Here is a 15083-nt window from a genome sequence, read left to right on the forward strand (position 1 = left end):
TGATGAAGGCTGATGCGGCTAATCTGTCGGTTGTGGATCTAATCGGGAACCGGTTGCGAGAAGACATCATCAGCGGCCGGCTGGCATCTGGCGAGCAGTTGATTGAAGTCGATATCGCCGACGCATACTCAGCATCACGCAACAGCATCCGGGAAGTGTTGCACCTGCTGGTACGAGACGGTCTGGCCACGGCGATCCGGCATCGTGGCGTTTTCGTGCGGACCTTCTGCGAGGGGGATCTGCAGGATATCTATACGGCGCGACGCATCGTACAGCTTTCCGCCATACGCAGCGGCCCGGCATACGGACCCGTCTTGCTGGATAAGCTGGGCGGCATCATCGCGCAGGCGCGGCAGGCCATCGAGCAGGGTAGGTGGCAGGACGTTGGCACGCTTAGCCTGGCCTTCCATCAGGCGCTTGTGTCGGTATTGGGCAGTTGCTTGATTGACGAGTTTTTCCTGAACATCTGCGCCCAGCTGCGGCTGATATTCACGACGGGCCCCGATGAGCGCATTGTGCAGAAGCCCATGTGGGTCGAGTGGGAGGCGCGCATATATGCATGCCTGCTCAAAGGCAACTACGCCGAGGCAGAGTCGGAGCTGACCGCATACCTGGCCGAGTCGCAACTGGCGCTGAGCAGAATCGTGCGGCGGTATGAGGAAGCGCCTTAGCCCCAATACACTTCACTTAGATGCCTGGCGTTCCCTGTCACTACGTCTGTATCTGCGCAATGTGAAGAGGTGGGGCGATCGATTGCTGAAGCTAATGAATAATCTTGCCAAGAAATTCCTGCGCTCGTAATGAGCGCGGCTCATTAAAAAATGCGATCTTGTCGCGGTCCTCGACGATTGCGCCGGCATCCATGAAAATAACTCGATCGGCCACTTTTTTTGCAAAACTCATTTCGTGCGTCACCACCATCATGGTCATGCCATCCCGTGCCAACCCGACCATGACGTCAAGCACCTCGTTGATCATCTCCGGATCGAGAGCAGACGTCGGCTCGTCGAACAGCATCGCAATGGGGTCCATCGCCAGAGCCCGTGCGATCGCGATTCGTTGTTGCTGTCCGCCCGAAAGCTGGTTCGGAAACTTCGCGGCGTGACCGGCTAAGCCCACGCGATCCAGATACGTAGTGGCTTTCTTGGTGGCAGATTCGCGGTCGCGTTTGAGCACTTTCATCTGGCCGAGAAGCATATTCTCAAGGACGCTCAGGTGAGGAAACAGCTCGAAACCCTGGAACACCATTCCGATGCGGGCGCGCAGGCTCGGAAGGTTGGTGCCTTTTGCCGTAACCGAAACGCCATCGATCACGATGCTGCCCTGATCAATAGGTTCCAGCCCATTGACCGTCTTGATCAATGTCGACTTGCCCGACCCCGAAGGCCCACACACGACCACCACTTCGCCTTTCTGGACCGTGGCGCTGCATTGGCTCAGTACCTGGAAATTACCGTACCACTTGGAAATATTATTGATCTCAATCATGTTCTAGGCGCTCTGGAATCGACGCATGCGTCTGACAAGGGATGAAAGGGTGAAGCAGATGCCGAAATAGACGACGGCCACGAAAAGGTACATCTCCAGGAGCCGCCCGTCGCGTTGAGCGATCACGGCAGCGGCACCGACGAAATCGGTGATCGAGACGACGTACACAAGAGAGACTTCCTGAAAAAGAATGATGGACTGCGTCAGCAACAAGGGCAGCATATTTTTTACCGCCTGCGGCAATATGACGTACGCCATGGACATGCGATAGTTCATGCCCAGAGCCTGGGCGGCATGTATCTGCCCTCGGGGCACGCTCAGGATGCCGGCGCGCATGATTTCACAGTAATACGCAGCCTCAAACATAATGAAAGTGACGAGCGCCGAACCGAATGCTCCGACTTCGATAGGCGTGTCCGATCGCATGATCCAGCCTCCGATGTATGGCACCAGGAAGAAGAACCAGAAAATGACAAGTACCAACGGGATAGAGCGGATGAAGTTGACATAAGCGCCAGCAACCAGGCGCAAGACGGCTGAGTGCGATAGTCGCATGAGCGCTAACATCGTTCCCACGATCAATCCACCAACCATTGCCAGAAGCGTTAGTTTGATCGTGAAGACCATGCCCACGCCGAACAAGAACGGCAGGGCTTGGCCGATCACGCCAAAATCGAAGGACTCAAGCATGATGTGCCGCCTGCCGTTTACGTTGCAACCGGCCTCTGAAAGACCGATCAGGCATGACGGCCGACTCAATCAGCCGGATGGCTCCTACCGCCGACAGATTCACTACCAGGTAGATTAGCGTCGCGGCGGTAAAGGCCTCGAACACCTGATAAGAGAATTCCTGCATGGATCGCGCGCTGGCGGTGAGTTCGACCAAGCCAATAGTCAATGCCACCGATGTGTTTTTCATGTTGTTCAAGAATTCGTTTGTCAGCGGCAGTAGCATTCGCCGCCCGGCGACCGGCAAGAGTACATAGCGGTAAATCTGCCTCCCACGCAACCCCAGGGCTTTGGCCGCGGCGCGCTGGCCCCGGGGCAGCGAGTCGATACCTGCGGACACTTGGACTGCAATCCGGGCCGAAGTGAAGAAACCAAGGCAGATGACCGCCGCGACCAACGGTCCGTTCGACAAGGTCTTCAGCCAGTGGCCTGTCGAGCCAGGTAGAAGCTCAGGCACCACGAAATACCAGATGAACATCTGGACCAACAGCGGAATATTGCGGAATAGTTCTATATAGGCGAACGCCATCCGGCGGGCCACTTTTGATTCCGTCGTTTTCAGTACGCCAACGACTACACCGAGGACCACCGCGATTGACCATGCCAGTAGTGCGGTAGTGAGGGTCCAGCCCAGTCCCGACAGAAGGCTATCCATGTAGGTGCCGGTTCCATCGGGTGCTGGATCGGCAAAGATTTTCCAGTTCCAGTGGTAGTTCATAGTTTGTCTCTTTTTTATTACGCCGGTTGGTCTTTGCCGCTGGGAAGGGATCAGTCGATCTGCACGTTCGCCAGTCCGCTATGCAATTGGGCACGTTGCTCCAAGTTCAAGGGGAGTAATGGCTGTTTCATCGTTGCCCAGCTCTCGTCGCCGCGCCTCCAGGCCAACGCAGCTTTGACCGCCGGTACCAGCGGGGCATTGGTCAAGACCTTGCGTACGTTGACCATTACCCCATAGACGTCTGCAGGGGTGCGTGCTCCAGATTGATAGGTTGAGCAGGCCAAATGCGGAAACACGTTGACGGACGCCGATATACAGCCGGCGAACTTTTTCTGCGACGCATCCCGCAGCGTCGCTTCGTCACTTGGGAAGACGGCAAGCGCGCTGAAGTTGGCGGCAATCGCCTCGGCATACGGCAAGTCTCCCGAGCTGTCCTTGATACCCGCCAGCAGCCCACCAAGGTTGCGCGTTAACCGTTCGACAACATCAAGCGAGTACTGCAGCCCGGTGAGTTGCGGAATGTTGTACAGATAAAGCCTGGTGTCTTTGATGCTCGCCAGATCGGCCAATTTCTCGACGTATTGCGCCAGCGCCTGGTCGCCGATGTTGGTGTAGTAGAAGGGCGGTAACAGCAGGGCACCTGCATAGCCCATGACGTCGGCGGCACCGGTCAACGCCACTGCGTCAGCCAGGGCGGTGGCACCCGTTCCTACCATCATCCGCGGCGCGAAACCCGCGACGGCCACTGCCTCCATCACCTGCAAACGTGTGGCGCGGTCGAAAGAGGTCGCCTCGCCGGTCGTGCCGAGCAGGTTCACGCCGTGGCAACCGGCGTCGAACAAATCGCCAATGAATGCCACCAGCTTTGCTGTATCCGGCTGGCCATCGGCACTCAGGGGGGTAGGGACCGCAGGGATCACGCCATGAAGGATCGGACTCATACGACCACCTCGCGCGCGTCGGCCAACTCTGGGATATAGGCCACGACATCGATCTCGACCAGCACGCCGTTCAGCTCGCTGCCCACGGTTGTGCGTGCCGGCATGAACGCCGGGAAGTGTTCCGAGTAAATCTTGTTGAAGCGGCGGGCGTCAGCCAGATCGGACAGGAAAACGCCGACCTTGACCACGTGCTCCAAGCCTCCGCCCGCAGCTTCTAGAGTCAAGCGTACGTTTTCCAATGTGACTGACGTTTGTTCTTCAATGGTTTTGCCGACGATTACTCGATCGGCGTCGCGTGGCGTCTGGCCTGATACAAAAACAAAGTCGCCCGCGCGGACGGCGTGCGAATAATGACCGCCCCGCCCCTTGTCTCGCTCCCTGTGTATCATCTCCGGCATGTTGTTTCCCTGTAAAATAGATTGAATCCGTTTTGTAGCGATACAAAATTGATTGTGTCGATTATCGACAGGTACATTCGTGTCTGTCAAGCGTTGCGCTGAATGCTTTAACACCAAAGAAGGCGATACATGCAAATTTCAACTGGCTGGGTTCCGGATCTGTCGACAACGAAGGGGCCGATGTACCAGCGAATCGCTCAAGCCCTGACCCGCGACATCCAGAGCGGCAAACTCAAGCCCGGCGACCAGTTGCCTCCAAACCGAGAACTCTCGGCCCTGCTCGGCGTGACCGTCGGCACGGTGTCCCGCGCCTTTGGAGAAGTCGTGCGAGCAAGGCTCATCGAAACCGGTGCACGCCGGGGAACACGCGTGAAGGATCCCGACGAAGCAGATTCCACCGACGCGATGCCAATCACGCCGCAGGCGCGGCATCGGATGACGGATTTGCGCGGTCATCAAGCGGTATCGAAAAACTGGGGCCTGGAGATCGGGCAAACCCTCGCGTTGCTGCACCAATCCCCGTCTTTTAGTGAACTGTTGCGCTACGACGACCCCGCCGGACGCGCGCCCCATCGGCAAGCGGGCGCGCTGTGGCTCAGCCGTAACGCCGACACCTCGGTAGACCCTTCGCGTGTAATCGTTACAGATGGCGCGCAGCATGCCCTACTCTGCGGGTTGATGGCGTGTACCAAGGCGGGCGATAGCATCGCGACGGAGCGATTCACCTATACCGGCCTGAAAACGGTGGCTCCGCTACTCGGATTGAAGCTGGTGCCGGTCGATATCGACGAGCACGGCATGCTGCCTGCCTCGCTGCAGGAAGCGATCTCCAGGCATTCTGTCCAGGCCATTGTTTGCGTGCCGAGTATCCACAATCCTACGACTGCGACCATGCCACTGGATCGGCGCCGGGAAATCGCCAGCCTTGCAAAACAGGCGGATGTCCATCTGTTGGAAGACGATGTGTACGGCTGCCTCTCTGAAACGCCATTACCTACCTTGGCATCCCTGGTACCAGAACGAGTCATCCGGATCACCAGCTTCTCTAAAACCCTTGGGCCTGGCCTGCGTGTCGGTTTCATGGAGACTCCGTCTCAACTGACCGCGGCCGTGACCGCGGCGGTACGTGCCACCACCTGGATGGCTTCGCCGGTTTCAGCCGAGGTGGCGGCCCAATTGATCACCTCGGGGCACGCAGAGCGCGTACTGGAGGAAAGCCGGGTCGAACTCCAGGCCCGAAACGAGGCGCTTCGACAAGCTCTCGCCGGGTTCGACCTGCGCACGAGTGCCTTCAGCCCGCACGCTTGGCTGAGGCTTCCCGAGCCCTGGACCGCCAGTAATTTCTGTCGATGGGCGGAAACCGTCGGCTATCAAGTTTCGCCCTCGGAAGCATTCGCCACACACCGAGCCGACTCTGACAAAGCCGTGCGCATCAGCGTAAGCGCGGCGCAGGATGTCGTCGAACTGCAAGAATTTGGATTGCTTGCCGCGCGCACTCTTGCGCAAGAGCCGCAAATTTCCAGCGACGAGATGTTCCCCTAGATCGGGATCACATTCCCCTATTGACTCTCTTAATGTATCGATCAATAATTTGAATAACAAATTTTGTTTCGGTACAAAATTGTCCGTAACGCCACTCCTAGGCTGCGGCACATATGGAGAGCATCTTGAAAACACCTATCCTAGTTGCAGCCCTCACGTTGTTCGCGTGTGCTTGCGCCGCCGCTCAACCGTCCAATACGCTCACCAAGATCAAAGAAAAAAACGAGATCGCGCTAGGCGTGAAGGAGACGGCTCTGCCGTTCTCGTATCTCATCGATTCGCATCAAGTGGCCGGTTACTCGGTGGATGTCTGTCTCAAGGTCGTGGAAAGCCTGAAGACGACCCTAGGCTTGCCCAACCTCAAGGTGAAGATGGTGCAGGTGGCGTCGTCCAACCGTATTCCCTTGATGGCCAACGGCACTATCGATCTTGAATGCGGCACGACATCGAACACCATCGAGCGCCAGAAACAGGTGGCGTTTTCCTCGACCATCTTTGTGTCCAGCACCCGATTTGTGTCGAAGAAGAGCGCAGGCCTGAATGACCTGAGTGCATTGGCCAACAAGGCGGTCGTTGCGACTGCGGGCTCGTCAAACATACGCCAAATCACTGCACTGAACGCCACGCGCCAGTACGCGATGCGCATCGCGCCAGTACGCGATTTTGCGGAAGGCTTCCTGATGATGGAAACCGACCGAGCCGCCGCGTTCTTCCTCGATGACATTACGCTGTCCGGCCTGGTGGCCAACTCAAAGACACCTGATGCGTTTGTGATTTCCAAGGAGCCGTTGTCGGTTGAGCCCTATGCCTTGATGATGCGAAAGGATGACCCCGCCTTCAAGGCGCAGGTGGACGACGCGCTCCGGACCATCTTTGCTGACGGCACGATCAAGGACATTTACGCCAAATGGTTCGAGTCGGCGATTCCACCCAAAGGCGTCAATCTGCATGTACCCATGAGTCCGGCGCTACAGCGTGTCATTGCTCACCCCACCGATAGCGCCCAGCCGGCTGCGTACCAGTAAAGAGAGGTGCCCGATGGAACGGAATACACTTCCCACAATCCGCTTCACCAACCACGCCACGGCCCTTGAGCCACTCGCGCGCCTTTCCGCCCATCTGGGCGGCCCCACAATCTTAATCAAACGGGATGACCTGACTGGCCTGGCTGGCGGTGGCAACAAGGCGCGCAAACTGGAGTATCTGGTCGCCGACGCTATGGCCAAGGGCGCCGATACGCTGATCGGTACGGGTGCGACCCAGTCGAACCATGCCCGGCAAACCGCAGCGGCGGCGGCGCAGATGGGATTGGGCTGCGTATTGCTGCTCGAACGCCGTCTGGAAAACCAACCCAGCGAATACTACCGCTCAGGCAATGCGCTGTTGAATCGTGTCCTGGGAGCGCGGCTCTGCGAAGAGCTTCCCGCGGGCGCCGACATAGCCACCGCGGTCGCCTCGCTGGAAACGCAATTGATCCGGGAAGGGCTTAAGCCCTATGTCGTTGCCGGGGGCGGATCGAATCCACTGGGCGCGATGGGATACGTGGACTGCGCCAAGGAAATCACCACCCAAGCTTGCGAACTGGGCATTGAGGTCGACTACATCGTGCACGCAGCCGGAAGCGGAGGCACGCAAGCAGGCCTGGTTGCCGCGCTTTGCCGCGACAAGCGGACGTGTGTACGAGGCTACAGCGTGCGGTTCGACTCGCGGAGCATGGTCAAAATCGTTCAAAGCATCGCGGGCGGAGCGGCAAGTCTCATGGACATGGCGCCCGTGCCCGTCGATCGGATCGAGGTCGATGACTCTCATATTGGTGAGGGATACGGAATTGCGACAGTCGAGGCGATTGATGCGATCAAGCTTGTGGGACGGTTGGAGGGCATTCTGCTGGATCCGGTATACACCGGCAAGGCCATGGCGGGCCTGATCGCCGACATCAGGTCCGGTAGGTTTTCGCCTCACCACAACGTTGTTTTTCTTCATACCGGCGGCTCGGTAGCTCTGTCCGCTTACGCCTCCGTGCTCTAACTCGTTCGCTTTTATATTGGAAGAACTATGACTCTCAAGGTCCGCATACTTTTCGGCTTCCTGAATCTGGCGCTCGGCATATCGTGTAGCTATGCCGCCGATCTTGCCTGGCCGACGAAAACGGTCACGATTGTGCTGCCGTCGACTCCTGGCGCAGCATCCGACGTATTGACGCGCGCAGTGGCCGCTGAGCTCGCGAAGATCACTGGCCAATCCTTCATTATCGACAATAAGCCCGGTGCGGCCGGCGCCATCGCGCTTTCTAACTTGAAGCAGTCCGCCCCCGACGGCTACACGCTAAGCTACGGAAACATCAACAACCTGGCGGTTAATCCGGCGCTGTTCAAGCAACTCGCCTACGACGCGAATCGAGACTTCGTCCCGATCGGCCCGATGTTCACCGTACCCAACCTGTTGGTGGTGCGCGCGGATTCCCCGTACAAAACAGTCGCCGACCTGATCGCCGCCGCCAAAAAGGCACCGGGCGAAATGACATGGGCGGCCTCCAATCTCGGAAGCAGCGGCCATATGGGCGGCGAGCTTTTCAAAAAACTCAGCAACATTGAAACTCAGTTCATTCCGTACAAGGGTGATCCGCAAACGCTCACGGACCTCGTCGGCGGACGGCTTACCTATACGTTTACCAATGCTACGGTGGCATACCCGATGGTCGAGGGCGGCAAACTCCGTGCATTGGCCATTACCACCAGCCAGCGCGCCGCGATGGCACCCTCGATACCCACCCTGGCCGAAAGCGGTCTCCCTGGTTATGAAAGTGGCGCCTGGGGTGGACTCATCGCGCCGGCCGGCACACCCAAGGCTCTCGTCATGAAAATGAGTGAAGTGCTGAACACCGCGATGCGTTCGCCGGCCCTTCAAGCAACGCTTGAGCAGTCTTTCGCCACCGCCACTCCTGGTACCCAACAAGAGTTCAGCTCCTATATCGGAGAGGAGCAGCGGAAATGGGCACAGATAATCGACAGCTCCGGACTCGAGAAACAGTAAGCTGGGATAGCTCCTCCAACGACCTCATCGGATCCCTACGCTATGCACGACTTCATTTTTAGCAACGGTTCGGTCATCGACGGCAGCGGCAGCCCGCGTTTCGCCGCCGATGTCGCCTTGAAGGGCGGTCACATTTCCGCGATCGGTGATTTGGCAGACGAGGCAGCCGTGAGGCGAATCGACTGCAGCGGACTGGTCGTCGCGCCCGGATTCATCGACTGCCACTGCCACTCCGAGCTATCCCTGATCGCCAACCCTGGCGCAGAAAGCAAAGTACGCCAAGGCGTGACGACGGAGATACTGGGTAACTGCGGATGGTCCACCTTTCCGCTGAATGGTGCCAATGCCGCGACGTTTCGTGAACAGGCTACGCCTATCTTCGGTCATGCTGGTATTGAATGGGATTGGAACGACCTTGATGGCTATTTCACGCGGCTGTTCGATCACGGAACCGCTGTCAACGTCGCTACCCTGGCAGGCCACGGCGCATTACGCGCCGCAGTCATGGGGCTTGACGCCAGAGCGCCCACCGCAGCTGAACTCGCATCGATGAAGGCTCTACTGCATCGTGCGATGCAACAAGGTGCTCTCGGTTTGTCCTCGGGGCTCTGTTATGTGCCAGGGGTCTACGCAGAGCCGACCGAACTAGTAGAACTAGCGAGTATCGCCAGCACCTATGGCGGTCTGTATGCCACACACATGCGAGATCAAGTCGACGGCCTTCTCCAATCCGTCGAAGAATCACTGGATGTCGCTCATCGCGCTGACGTGCCATTGCTGATTTCCCATCATAAGACCTGCGGCCACAGAAACTTCGGAAAGGCTCGCTTGTCGTTGGCCATGCTGGATGAGGCGCGGCAGCACGGCATCGCAACCTATTCCGATATGTACCCGTACTTGGCCGGCAGCACGACGCTGTCCATGCTATTTCCACCCTGGGTGATGGAAGGGGGCCGAGACGCCATGATGCAGCGCCTGGCATCGGACGAATGCCGTGCACGTATCAGGCATGACTGGGCGCACGGAATCCCGGGCTGGGAAAACCGTATAGCAGCGCTGGGCTGGCAAAACATTTCCATTTCCTATCTCAAACATGTCGAACGTCAACACTGGGTCGGCTTGACCGTGCTTGAAGCTGCTCGGCATGCAGGCCAGGACGTCAATGATTTTGTCTTCGATCTGATGCTCTCGGAACAAGGAGAGGTGGGTCAGATCATGCAGAACTCGTGTGAAGAGGATCTCCAGTCGGTCCTCACTCATGCGCACAGCATGATCGGTAGCGACGGCTTGGACGTAGGGGACCATCCTCACCCACGGCAATACGGAACATTTCCCAAAGTCCTTGGCGAACTCGTACGCGACAAGGGCTGGATGACGCTTGAAGAAGGCATATTCAAGATGACAGGAGCCACTGCAAGCGCATTCAAGCTCGGCGACGTGGGGCTGATCAAACGAGGGTATAGAGCCGACGTCACCGTGTTTGATCCCGCCGGCATACAAGCCAATGCCACTTATCAGCAGCCGCGACAGTACGCGAGCGGAATCAAATGGGTATTCGTTAATGGTTGGCCGACATTAGCAGACGGAACAGCGACCGGCGAGCTTGCCGGTCGAGCGATTCGCCGATGCTGAACTATGGTGCTATTAGAGCGGATGGTGCTGGGGGCGGAATTCAGACGGGCTGCGGCAGGAACATCGGCTTGCCGGCCACATCCAGTTCGGCGGCCAGGATGGTCGCCGAACTGGACTCTGTGATGTAGAGTGTTTTGCCCTGCGGGCCGCCAAAGGCCATATTGGTCGTGTGTCGATGTTCTGGCGATACGATGCGCACGGTGGGCTCCCCGTATTTGTCCACGCCCCACACGGAGCCCATGCCTACGTGGGCAATGTATAGCCCGCCCTTTTCATCCATGGCCAGCCCGTCGGGCCCGCCGCCGCCCGACAGCTGGACGAACGTTCCCACTTTACCGACGCTGCCGTCGCGCATCAACGGAACCCTCCATACCGCATTCGCGCGTGTGACGGCCAGGTAGACCGCGGTTTCCTCGAGGTCCATCACTAGGCCGTTCGGGCTGGGGATGTTGTCCAGCAGGCATTGCAGATCGCCCTGCGCGTTGAGCCTGAAGAGGCGCCCAGTGGGATCCTGCCAGCCCGTCAGACCTTGATCGGTGAAGTAGAGGTCGCCGTTAGCGGAAAAGAACAGATCGTTCACGCCTTTAAAGCGTTCGGCGCGATAGCGTTCCAGCACAGGCGTGACCCGCCCGGTGTCCAGGTCGAGCTGCATGATGCCGTGCTTGTAGTCGGCGATGAAGGCGCGGCCGTCGCGATGGAACTTCAAACCATTGGGCCAGCCGTCATACTGGGCCACCGTATCGAAGCCGCCGTTCGCATCGATGCGCAGGATCCGGCCGTTGATGATGTCCACGCAATACAGTTGGCCATCCGGCCCGAACGAAGGACCCTCTAGCAGCGACCGGTCGGGATTACCTAGCGGCTGGCCCGCTACCCAGTCGTTGAGGCTGCCTTTCTGCCATTTCAAGTGCTCGGGCAGACGGGCGTGGACTTTGGCTATGTGTTTCTCGGGAGGGGCATAGAACATGGCGTTTCCGAAGTCAGACGTGAACGGGTTGGGCCGACGGCTGTGCCTCAATCGGGCGGCGGGTCAGCGTGAAGGAGATGACGGCGCCGCATAGCAGGAGTATGCCGGCGATGATGAATGCCCAGGAATACGAGCCGCTGGCGGCGATCACGTAGCCGGTGACAATGGGTGCCAGCACGCCGAACAAGTTGCCGCCCACGACGGTCACGCTAGTGGCTGTTCCCGCATCGGCGGACGACCGCAGCAGGTCGTTGGTCAGCGCCAGATTGAGCGAGATGGCCGTGGAGATCCCGGTCAGCGACACGGTGAAGAGCAACAGGATCAGCCAAGTCTGCTCGATGAGCGGCGTAAGCAGGATGACCGAAGACAGCAGCAGCATGGCGATGATCATACCGCGGCGTTTGCCCTCGCTGGCCTGGGCACCGCCGAGCAGGCGGTCGCTGACGCGGCCCAGCATTATGCCCAGTACTACCGCGCCCAGGTAGGGCAGTGCCGTGTAGGCACCCGTGTGCAGGATGTCCAGGTTCTTGGTGGTAGCCAGGTAGCCAGGCAGCCAGGTCAGGAACAGATACTGGGTGTAGACGCCGCAACCCTGCGTCAACGCAACGCCCCACATGCTGGTGGATTTCAGCAGTTGCAGCAGCGGTGTGCGTGCCACGGGCGCACCGGTGGACTCGGAATCGCGCGTGCGCAGGATCATGTCCTGCTCGTCTTGCCCGAGGAAGCGCGCCTCTTCGGGGCGGCGGTAATAAGGAATGGCGAACACCAGCCAGAGTGCGCCGGTGGCGCCCGCGACGGCGAAGGCGACGCGCCAGCCGAAGGTGCCCACCAGCACGCCCATGAAGATCGCGCCCAGCGCCGGGCCCGCATAGGCGCCGCTGTTGAACACCGCGGTGGCGAAGCCACGCTCGTGTGCGGGTGCCCATTCTCGGATGGTGCGGGCCGCGGCCGGATAGCTGGTGGATTCGCCGGCGCCCATGACCAGGCGGGTCATGACTAGCGTGGCGAAGCTGCCCGCCATGCTGGTGACCACAGTGGCCAGCGACCACAGGCCCAGGCCACCCAAGGCCGTGGTGCGCGAGCCGGCTTTGTCACTCATCATACCGGCGGGAATCAGGCACAAGATGTAAGTCCAGAGAAAGCAGGAGAACAGGTAGCCCATCTGTACCGGCGAGATACCGAACTCTTCGGCGATCGGCTTGGCAGCCACCGACAGCGCGACACGGTCCATATAGTTGATCATCGCCATGGTGAACAGCAATACGTAGATCACCATGCGCCGGTTGCCGGCGGATGTTTTCATTGTCTCTCTCCGTTATGGATTGGGTGGCCGCAAATGACCGTCCCTCGTGGATCTCAAAAATTCTACTGACGGACGTTTACCGAAGGAAATGAAATAACCTGGATACACTGTCCCGAAAATCAGATAACTGAATGACCTGCGGCCCACTCTGTGCCGTAAGACTTTGGGGGAGATGTTTTCATGTTGACCGAGTTGCGCCGCATCAGGGCGTTCCTGGCCGTGGCCAGACTGCAGAACTTTACGCGTGCCGCCATCGAGTTGAATGTGTCACAGTCCGCGCTTAGCGTGCAGATACGCCAGCTCGAAGACCAGCTGGGCACCGTGCTGTTCGACCGCAATCGCCGGCGTGTCAGTGTCACGCCCGCCGCCCAGGATCTGCTGCCTCGCCTGGAGCGCATCGTCCATGACATCGAGTCCGTCGTTGCGGACGCGCACGACGCCAGCGGCGTGGTGCGTGGCACCGTCACTGTGGCTACGCTGCCTTCGCTGGCCGGCGGCCTGTTGCCGCGCGCCGTGGCGACACTGACCGCACAGTTGCCCGGCATTACTGTGCGCATCGTGGATGCCGTGGCGGCCCGCGTGGTCGATCTCGCGAAATGCGGCGAGGTCGATTTTGCGGTGGGTAGCATGACCCGCGGCGACCGTGACGTGGTCTGCCACCTCCTGCGTGTGGACCGGTTCTGCGCGTTCGTGTCGCCTCGTCATCCGCTGGCCGTTCGCAAAGTCCTGTCTCTGCGAGAACTGGCCGAGCATCCCCTGATCCTGCCCGCGCGCGACAGCAGCGTGCGCGCGCGATTTGAGGTGGCGGCGCACCGCGAGGGCATCGTCATCAAGCCAGCCTACGAGGCGGTCTATAACTCTACGGTGCTGGGCTTGGCGCGCGAGGGTTTGGGCGTGGCGGTGCTGACGGAGATGATTGCCGCCTATGAGGCCGATGCGGCGGTATGCACCATCGCCATCCGCAATCCCGTGATCCAGCGCGAAATCGTGCAGATTGTGCCCAAGGGACGGCCGCTGTCAGCCGCGGCCGAGCGCTTTTCCCGGGTACTGCGCAAGGCTGCACGCGACGATCAGGAGGCCCAGGGGCTATAGCCGGCCGTAGGTTGGTGAAGAGATCAAGCGGCAACGTCCCGGATGCCGCTCAAGCGCCCATACCGCGTGGGCGCATGAGAGCGATGTTTTCAAACTAGCTGTACCAGTTCAGCTTGAAGCCCCAATTACCGACGTTATAGGCAAAGGCGATGCCCCAATAGAAGACGAAGTAGGCCCCGCCGGCAACTAACATGGCCGCGCTGAATTGTTCCAGTCTGCCGGGGTGCCGCGCCGACCAGTTCGTCAGCCGCTTGGTGAACGGCACGATCAGCAACAGGAATAGCAGGACCATCACCAGAATCTGTCCGACCCCTTGCAAGGCCATCACTGCGCCTCCATACAGCGGGCTTTCCGCGGCGGCGGCATAGGTGAGAAAATTTCTGAACACCGGAAATGGCCGTCCAATGGCGAACAATCCGACCAGGATTCCCATGACGCCGGCCTTGGCCAGCGGCGAGGCGGCGAAGTGCAGCATCTTGGGCGGCAGGCGGCGGAGCATGCCATCGAGGAATCCAAACGAAATCGCACCCCAGGCGAGCAGGACGACGCCGAGCAGCGTGAATGTCACTTGTGCCTGAAACAGGCGGGTTTCTCGGACATTGAAGGCGTCCACGCGCTCCGGTCCGAGCGAGCCGACATACATTCCGTAAGCGAAGCAAACCAGAAGGACGAAAAACGAGAAAATGCCGATCGCCTTGATCGCGAGTCGCCGAGGTGATCCTGCATTCTCCGCCGCACAGGCAAGGCCTGGAAGCATGGCGAACGCAACGCAATTGCACGCCGTGAAGGTCGCAGCCAAACCCGCAATGATGGCAAAGACAAAACCGAAACCTGCCCCCCGTTCACTATAGGAGCCGGCCAGGCTTTCCGGGTCTCCGATTGTTTGGCCCGCGACGAACTCCCGGCCGAATCCGTCTACCAAATGATAATTCCAGAAACCGGCGACCAGAACGCCGACAGCGATTGCGCAGAGCGCCAGGACCAGACGATTTCGATATGGCGAAAGCGGCGTGATACTTATGTCCTGTTTAACGGCTTGGTTATATGACAACACTTTACGATCTCCTCTTCTGTCTTCGTTGAAAAGTCAGCTCAAGACACGTCGTTCTGTTTGTCACCGCTACCGGTGTAATGCGATCGACCGACACACTGAGCGATCCGATCGGCTGCTTCGTGACAGCACGAATGTCGCCGAGCCTAGCATGAGGGGTTGATCGCTGAGTGATTTATTCGACGAAAC

Annotated in this window: 15 protein-coding genes; 7 read left to right on the plus strand and 8 right to left on the minus strand. The window is 59.1% G+C overall.

Annotation, left to right across the window (positions count from 1 at the left end; all coding sequences use genetic code 11):
- Nucleotides 1-2: 2 nt before the first annotated feature.
- A complete protein-coding gene (locus ACYVDM_RS21390) occupies nucleotides 3-671 on the plus strand; it encodes a GntR family transcriptional regulator (protein WP_415788892.1) in 669 nt (222 codons plus the stop codon).
- 91 nt (nucleotides 672-762) lie between these two features.
- Here ACYVDM_RS21390 and ACYVDM_RS21395 read toward each other — a convergent pair whose 3' ends face one another.
- The 5 genes from ACYVDM_RS21395 to ACYVDM_RS21415 are packed head-to-tail and all read right to left on the minus strand — an operon-like array spanning nucleotide 763 to nucleotide 4274.
- On the minus strand, nucleotides 763-1488 hold the full coding sequence (locus tag ACYVDM_RS21395; RefSeq protein WP_415788642.1) for an amino acid ABC transporter ATP-binding protein: 726 nt from the start codon (nucleotides 1486-1488) through the stop codon (nucleotides 763-765).
- A 3-nt stretch (nucleotides 1489-1491) separates the two neighbouring features.
- Nucleotides 1492-2178: an amino acid ABC transporter permease gene (locus tag ACYVDM_RS21400; protein WP_415788644.1), complete on the minus strand. Its 687-nt coding sequence runs from the start codon at nucleotides 2176-2178 to the stop codon at nucleotides 1492-1494.
- On the minus strand, nucleotides 2171-2935 hold the full coding sequence (locus tag ACYVDM_RS21405; protein ID WP_415788646.1) for an amino acid ABC transporter permease: 765 nt from the start codon (nucleotides 2933-2935) through the stop codon (nucleotides 2171-2173). Before ACYVDM_RS21405 ends, ACYVDM_RS21400 begins: the two co-directional genes overlap by 8 nt.
- Before the next feature lie 50 nt (nucleotides 2936-2985).
- Nucleotides 2986-3876: a dihydrodipicolinate synthase family protein gene (locus tag ACYVDM_RS21410; RefSeq protein WP_415788648.1), complete on the minus strand. Its 891-nt coding sequence runs from the start codon at nucleotides 3874-3876 to the stop codon at nucleotides 2986-2988.
- Nucleotides 3873-4274: a RidA family protein gene (locus tag ACYVDM_RS21415; RefSeq protein WP_415788894.1), complete on the minus strand. Its 402-nt coding sequence runs from the start codon at nucleotides 4272-4274 to the stop codon at nucleotides 3873-3875. Before ACYVDM_RS21415 ends, ACYVDM_RS21410 begins: the two co-directional genes overlap by 4 nt.
- Nucleotides 4275-4403: 129 nt before the next feature.
- Here ACYVDM_RS21415 and ACYVDM_RS21420 point away from each other — a divergent pair, with 129 nt between their 5' ends.
- The 5 genes from ACYVDM_RS21420 to ACYVDM_RS21440 all read left to right on the plus strand — a co-directional run bounded on the left by ACYVDM_RS21420 (nucleotide 4404) and on the right by ACYVDM_RS21440 (nucleotide 10481).
- Nucleotides 4404-5816, plus strand: a complete 1413-nt coding sequence (locus ACYVDM_RS21420) for an aminotransferase-like domain-containing protein (RefSeq protein ID WP_415788650.1) — start codon at nucleotides 4404-4406, stop codon at nucleotides 5814-5816.
- Nucleotides 5817-5941: 125 nt separating this feature from the next.
- Complete coding sequence (locus ACYVDM_RS21425; protein WP_415788652.1) at nucleotides 5942-6841, plus strand: amino acid ABC transporter substrate-binding protein; 900 nt, start codon at nucleotides 5942-5944, stop codon at nucleotides 6839-6841.
- A 13-nt stretch (nucleotides 6842-6854) separates the two neighbouring features.
- Nucleotides 6855-7844 (plus strand): D-cysteine desulfhydrase family protein, encoded by a 990-nt coding sequence (locus tag ACYVDM_RS21430; protein WP_415788654.1) that lies wholly within the window; start codon nucleotides 6855-6857, stop codon nucleotides 7842-7844.
- Nucleotides 7845-7871: 27 nt separating this feature from the next.
- Nucleotides 7872-8849, plus strand: coding sequence for a Bug family tripartite tricarboxylate transporter substrate binding protein (locus tag ACYVDM_RS21435; RefSeq protein WP_415788656.1), 978 nt, complete (start codon nucleotides 7872-7874; stop codon nucleotides 8847-8849).
- A gap of 42 nt (nucleotides 8850-8891) precedes the next feature.
- Nucleotides 8892-10481: an N-acyl-D-amino-acid deacylase family protein gene (locus ACYVDM_RS21440; RefSeq protein ID WP_415788658.1), complete on the plus strand. Its 1590-nt coding sequence runs from the start codon at nucleotides 8892-8894 to the stop codon at nucleotides 10479-10481.
- A 40-nt stretch (nucleotides 10482-10521) separates the two neighbouring features.
- Here the strand turns inward: ACYVDM_RS21440 and ACYVDM_RS21445 are convergent, their stop codons facing one another.
- Both ACYVDM_RS21445 and ACYVDM_RS21450 read right to left on the minus strand, forming a co-directional pair.
- Nucleotides 10522-11448: an SMP-30/gluconolactonase/LRE family protein gene (locus ACYVDM_RS21445; protein ID WP_415788660.1), complete on the minus strand. Its 927-nt coding sequence runs from the start codon at nucleotides 11446-11448 to the stop codon at nucleotides 10522-10524.
- A gap of 13 nt (nucleotides 11449-11461) precedes the next feature.
- Nucleotides 11462-12751 carry an MFS transporter gene (locus ACYVDM_RS21450; protein WP_415788662.1) on the minus strand — a complete coding sequence of 430 codons (1290 nt, stop codon included), beginning with the start codon at nucleotides 12749-12751 and terminating at the stop codon, nucleotides 11462-11464.
- A 180-nt stretch (nucleotides 12752-12931) separates the two neighbouring features.
- On the opposite strand from ACYVDM_RS21450, the gene ACYVDM_RS21455 reads away from it, so the two are divergent.
- Complete coding sequence (locus ACYVDM_RS21455; protein WP_415788664.1) at nucleotides 12932-13843, plus strand: LysR family transcriptional regulator; 912 nt, start codon at nucleotides 12932-12934, stop codon at nucleotides 13841-13843.
- Between the two features lie 94 nt (nucleotides 13844-13937).
- Here the strand turns inward: ACYVDM_RS21455 and ACYVDM_RS21460 are convergent, their stop codons facing one another.
- A complete protein-coding gene (locus tag ACYVDM_RS21460) occupies nucleotides 13938-14897 on the minus strand; it encodes a hypothetical protein (RefSeq protein WP_415788665.1) in 960 nt (319 codons plus the stop codon).
- Between the last annotated feature and the right edge of the window lie 186 nt (nucleotides 14898-15083).

It is taken from the genome of Bordetella tumulicola (genome assembly GCF_054779135.1).

What these genes read in the sequence shown, in the direction of transcription:
- ACYVDM_RS21440 (WP_415788658.1), top strand. Translation starts at nt 8,892, where the DNA reads ATGCACGACTTCATTTTTAGCAACGGTTCGGTCATCGACGGCAGCGGC.
- ACYVDM_RS21405 (WP_415788646.1), bottom strand. Translation starts at nt 2,935, where the DNA reads ATGAACTACCACTGGAACTGGAAAATCTTTGCCGATCCAGCACCCGAT.
- ACYVDM_RS21445 (WP_415788660.1), bottom strand. Translation starts at nt 11,448, where the DNA reads ATGTTCTATGCCCCTCCCGAGAAACACATAGCCAAAGTCCACGCCCGT.
- ACYVDM_RS21395 (WP_415788642.1), bottom strand. Translation starts at nt 1,488, where the DNA reads ATGATTGAGATCAATAATATTTCCAAGTGGTACGGTAATTTCCAGGTA.
- ACYVDM_RS21390 (WP_415788892.1), top strand. Translation starts at nt 3, where the DNA reads ATGAAGGCTGATGCGGCTAATCTGTCGGTTGTGGATCTAATCGGGAAC.
- ACYVDM_RS21420 (WP_415788650.1), top strand. Translation starts at nt 4,404, where the DNA reads ATGCAAATTTCAACTGGCTGGGTTCCGGATCTGTCGACAACGAAGGGG.
- ACYVDM_RS21450 (WP_415788662.1), bottom strand. Translation starts at nt 12,751, where the DNA reads ATGAAAACATCCGCCGGCAACCGGCGCATGGTGATCTACGTATTGCTG.
- ACYVDM_RS21415 (WP_415788894.1), bottom strand. Translation starts at nt 4,274, where the DNA reads ATGCCGGAGATGATACACAGGGAGCGAGACAAGGGGCGGGGCGGTCAT.
- ACYVDM_RS21400 (WP_415788644.1), bottom strand. Translation starts at nt 2,178, where the DNA reads ATGCTTGAGTCCTTCGATTTTGGCGTGATCGGCCAAGCCCTGCCGTTC.
- ACYVDM_RS21435 (WP_415788656.1), top strand. Translation starts at nt 7,872, where the DNA reads ATGACTCTCAAGGTCCGCATACTTTTCGGCTTCCTGAATCTGGCGCTC.
- ACYVDM_RS21455 (WP_415788664.1), top strand. Translation starts at nt 12,932, where the DNA reads ATGTTGACCGAGTTGCGCCGCATCAGGGCGTTCCTGGCCGTGGCCAGA.
- ACYVDM_RS21410 (WP_415788648.1), bottom strand. Translation starts at nt 3,876, where the DNA reads ATGAGTCCGATCCTTCATGGCGTGATCCCTGCGGTCCCTACCCCCCTG.
- ACYVDM_RS21430 (WP_415788654.1), top strand. Translation starts at nt 6,855, where the DNA reads ATGGAACGGAATACACTTCCCACAATCCGCTTCACCAACCACGCCACG.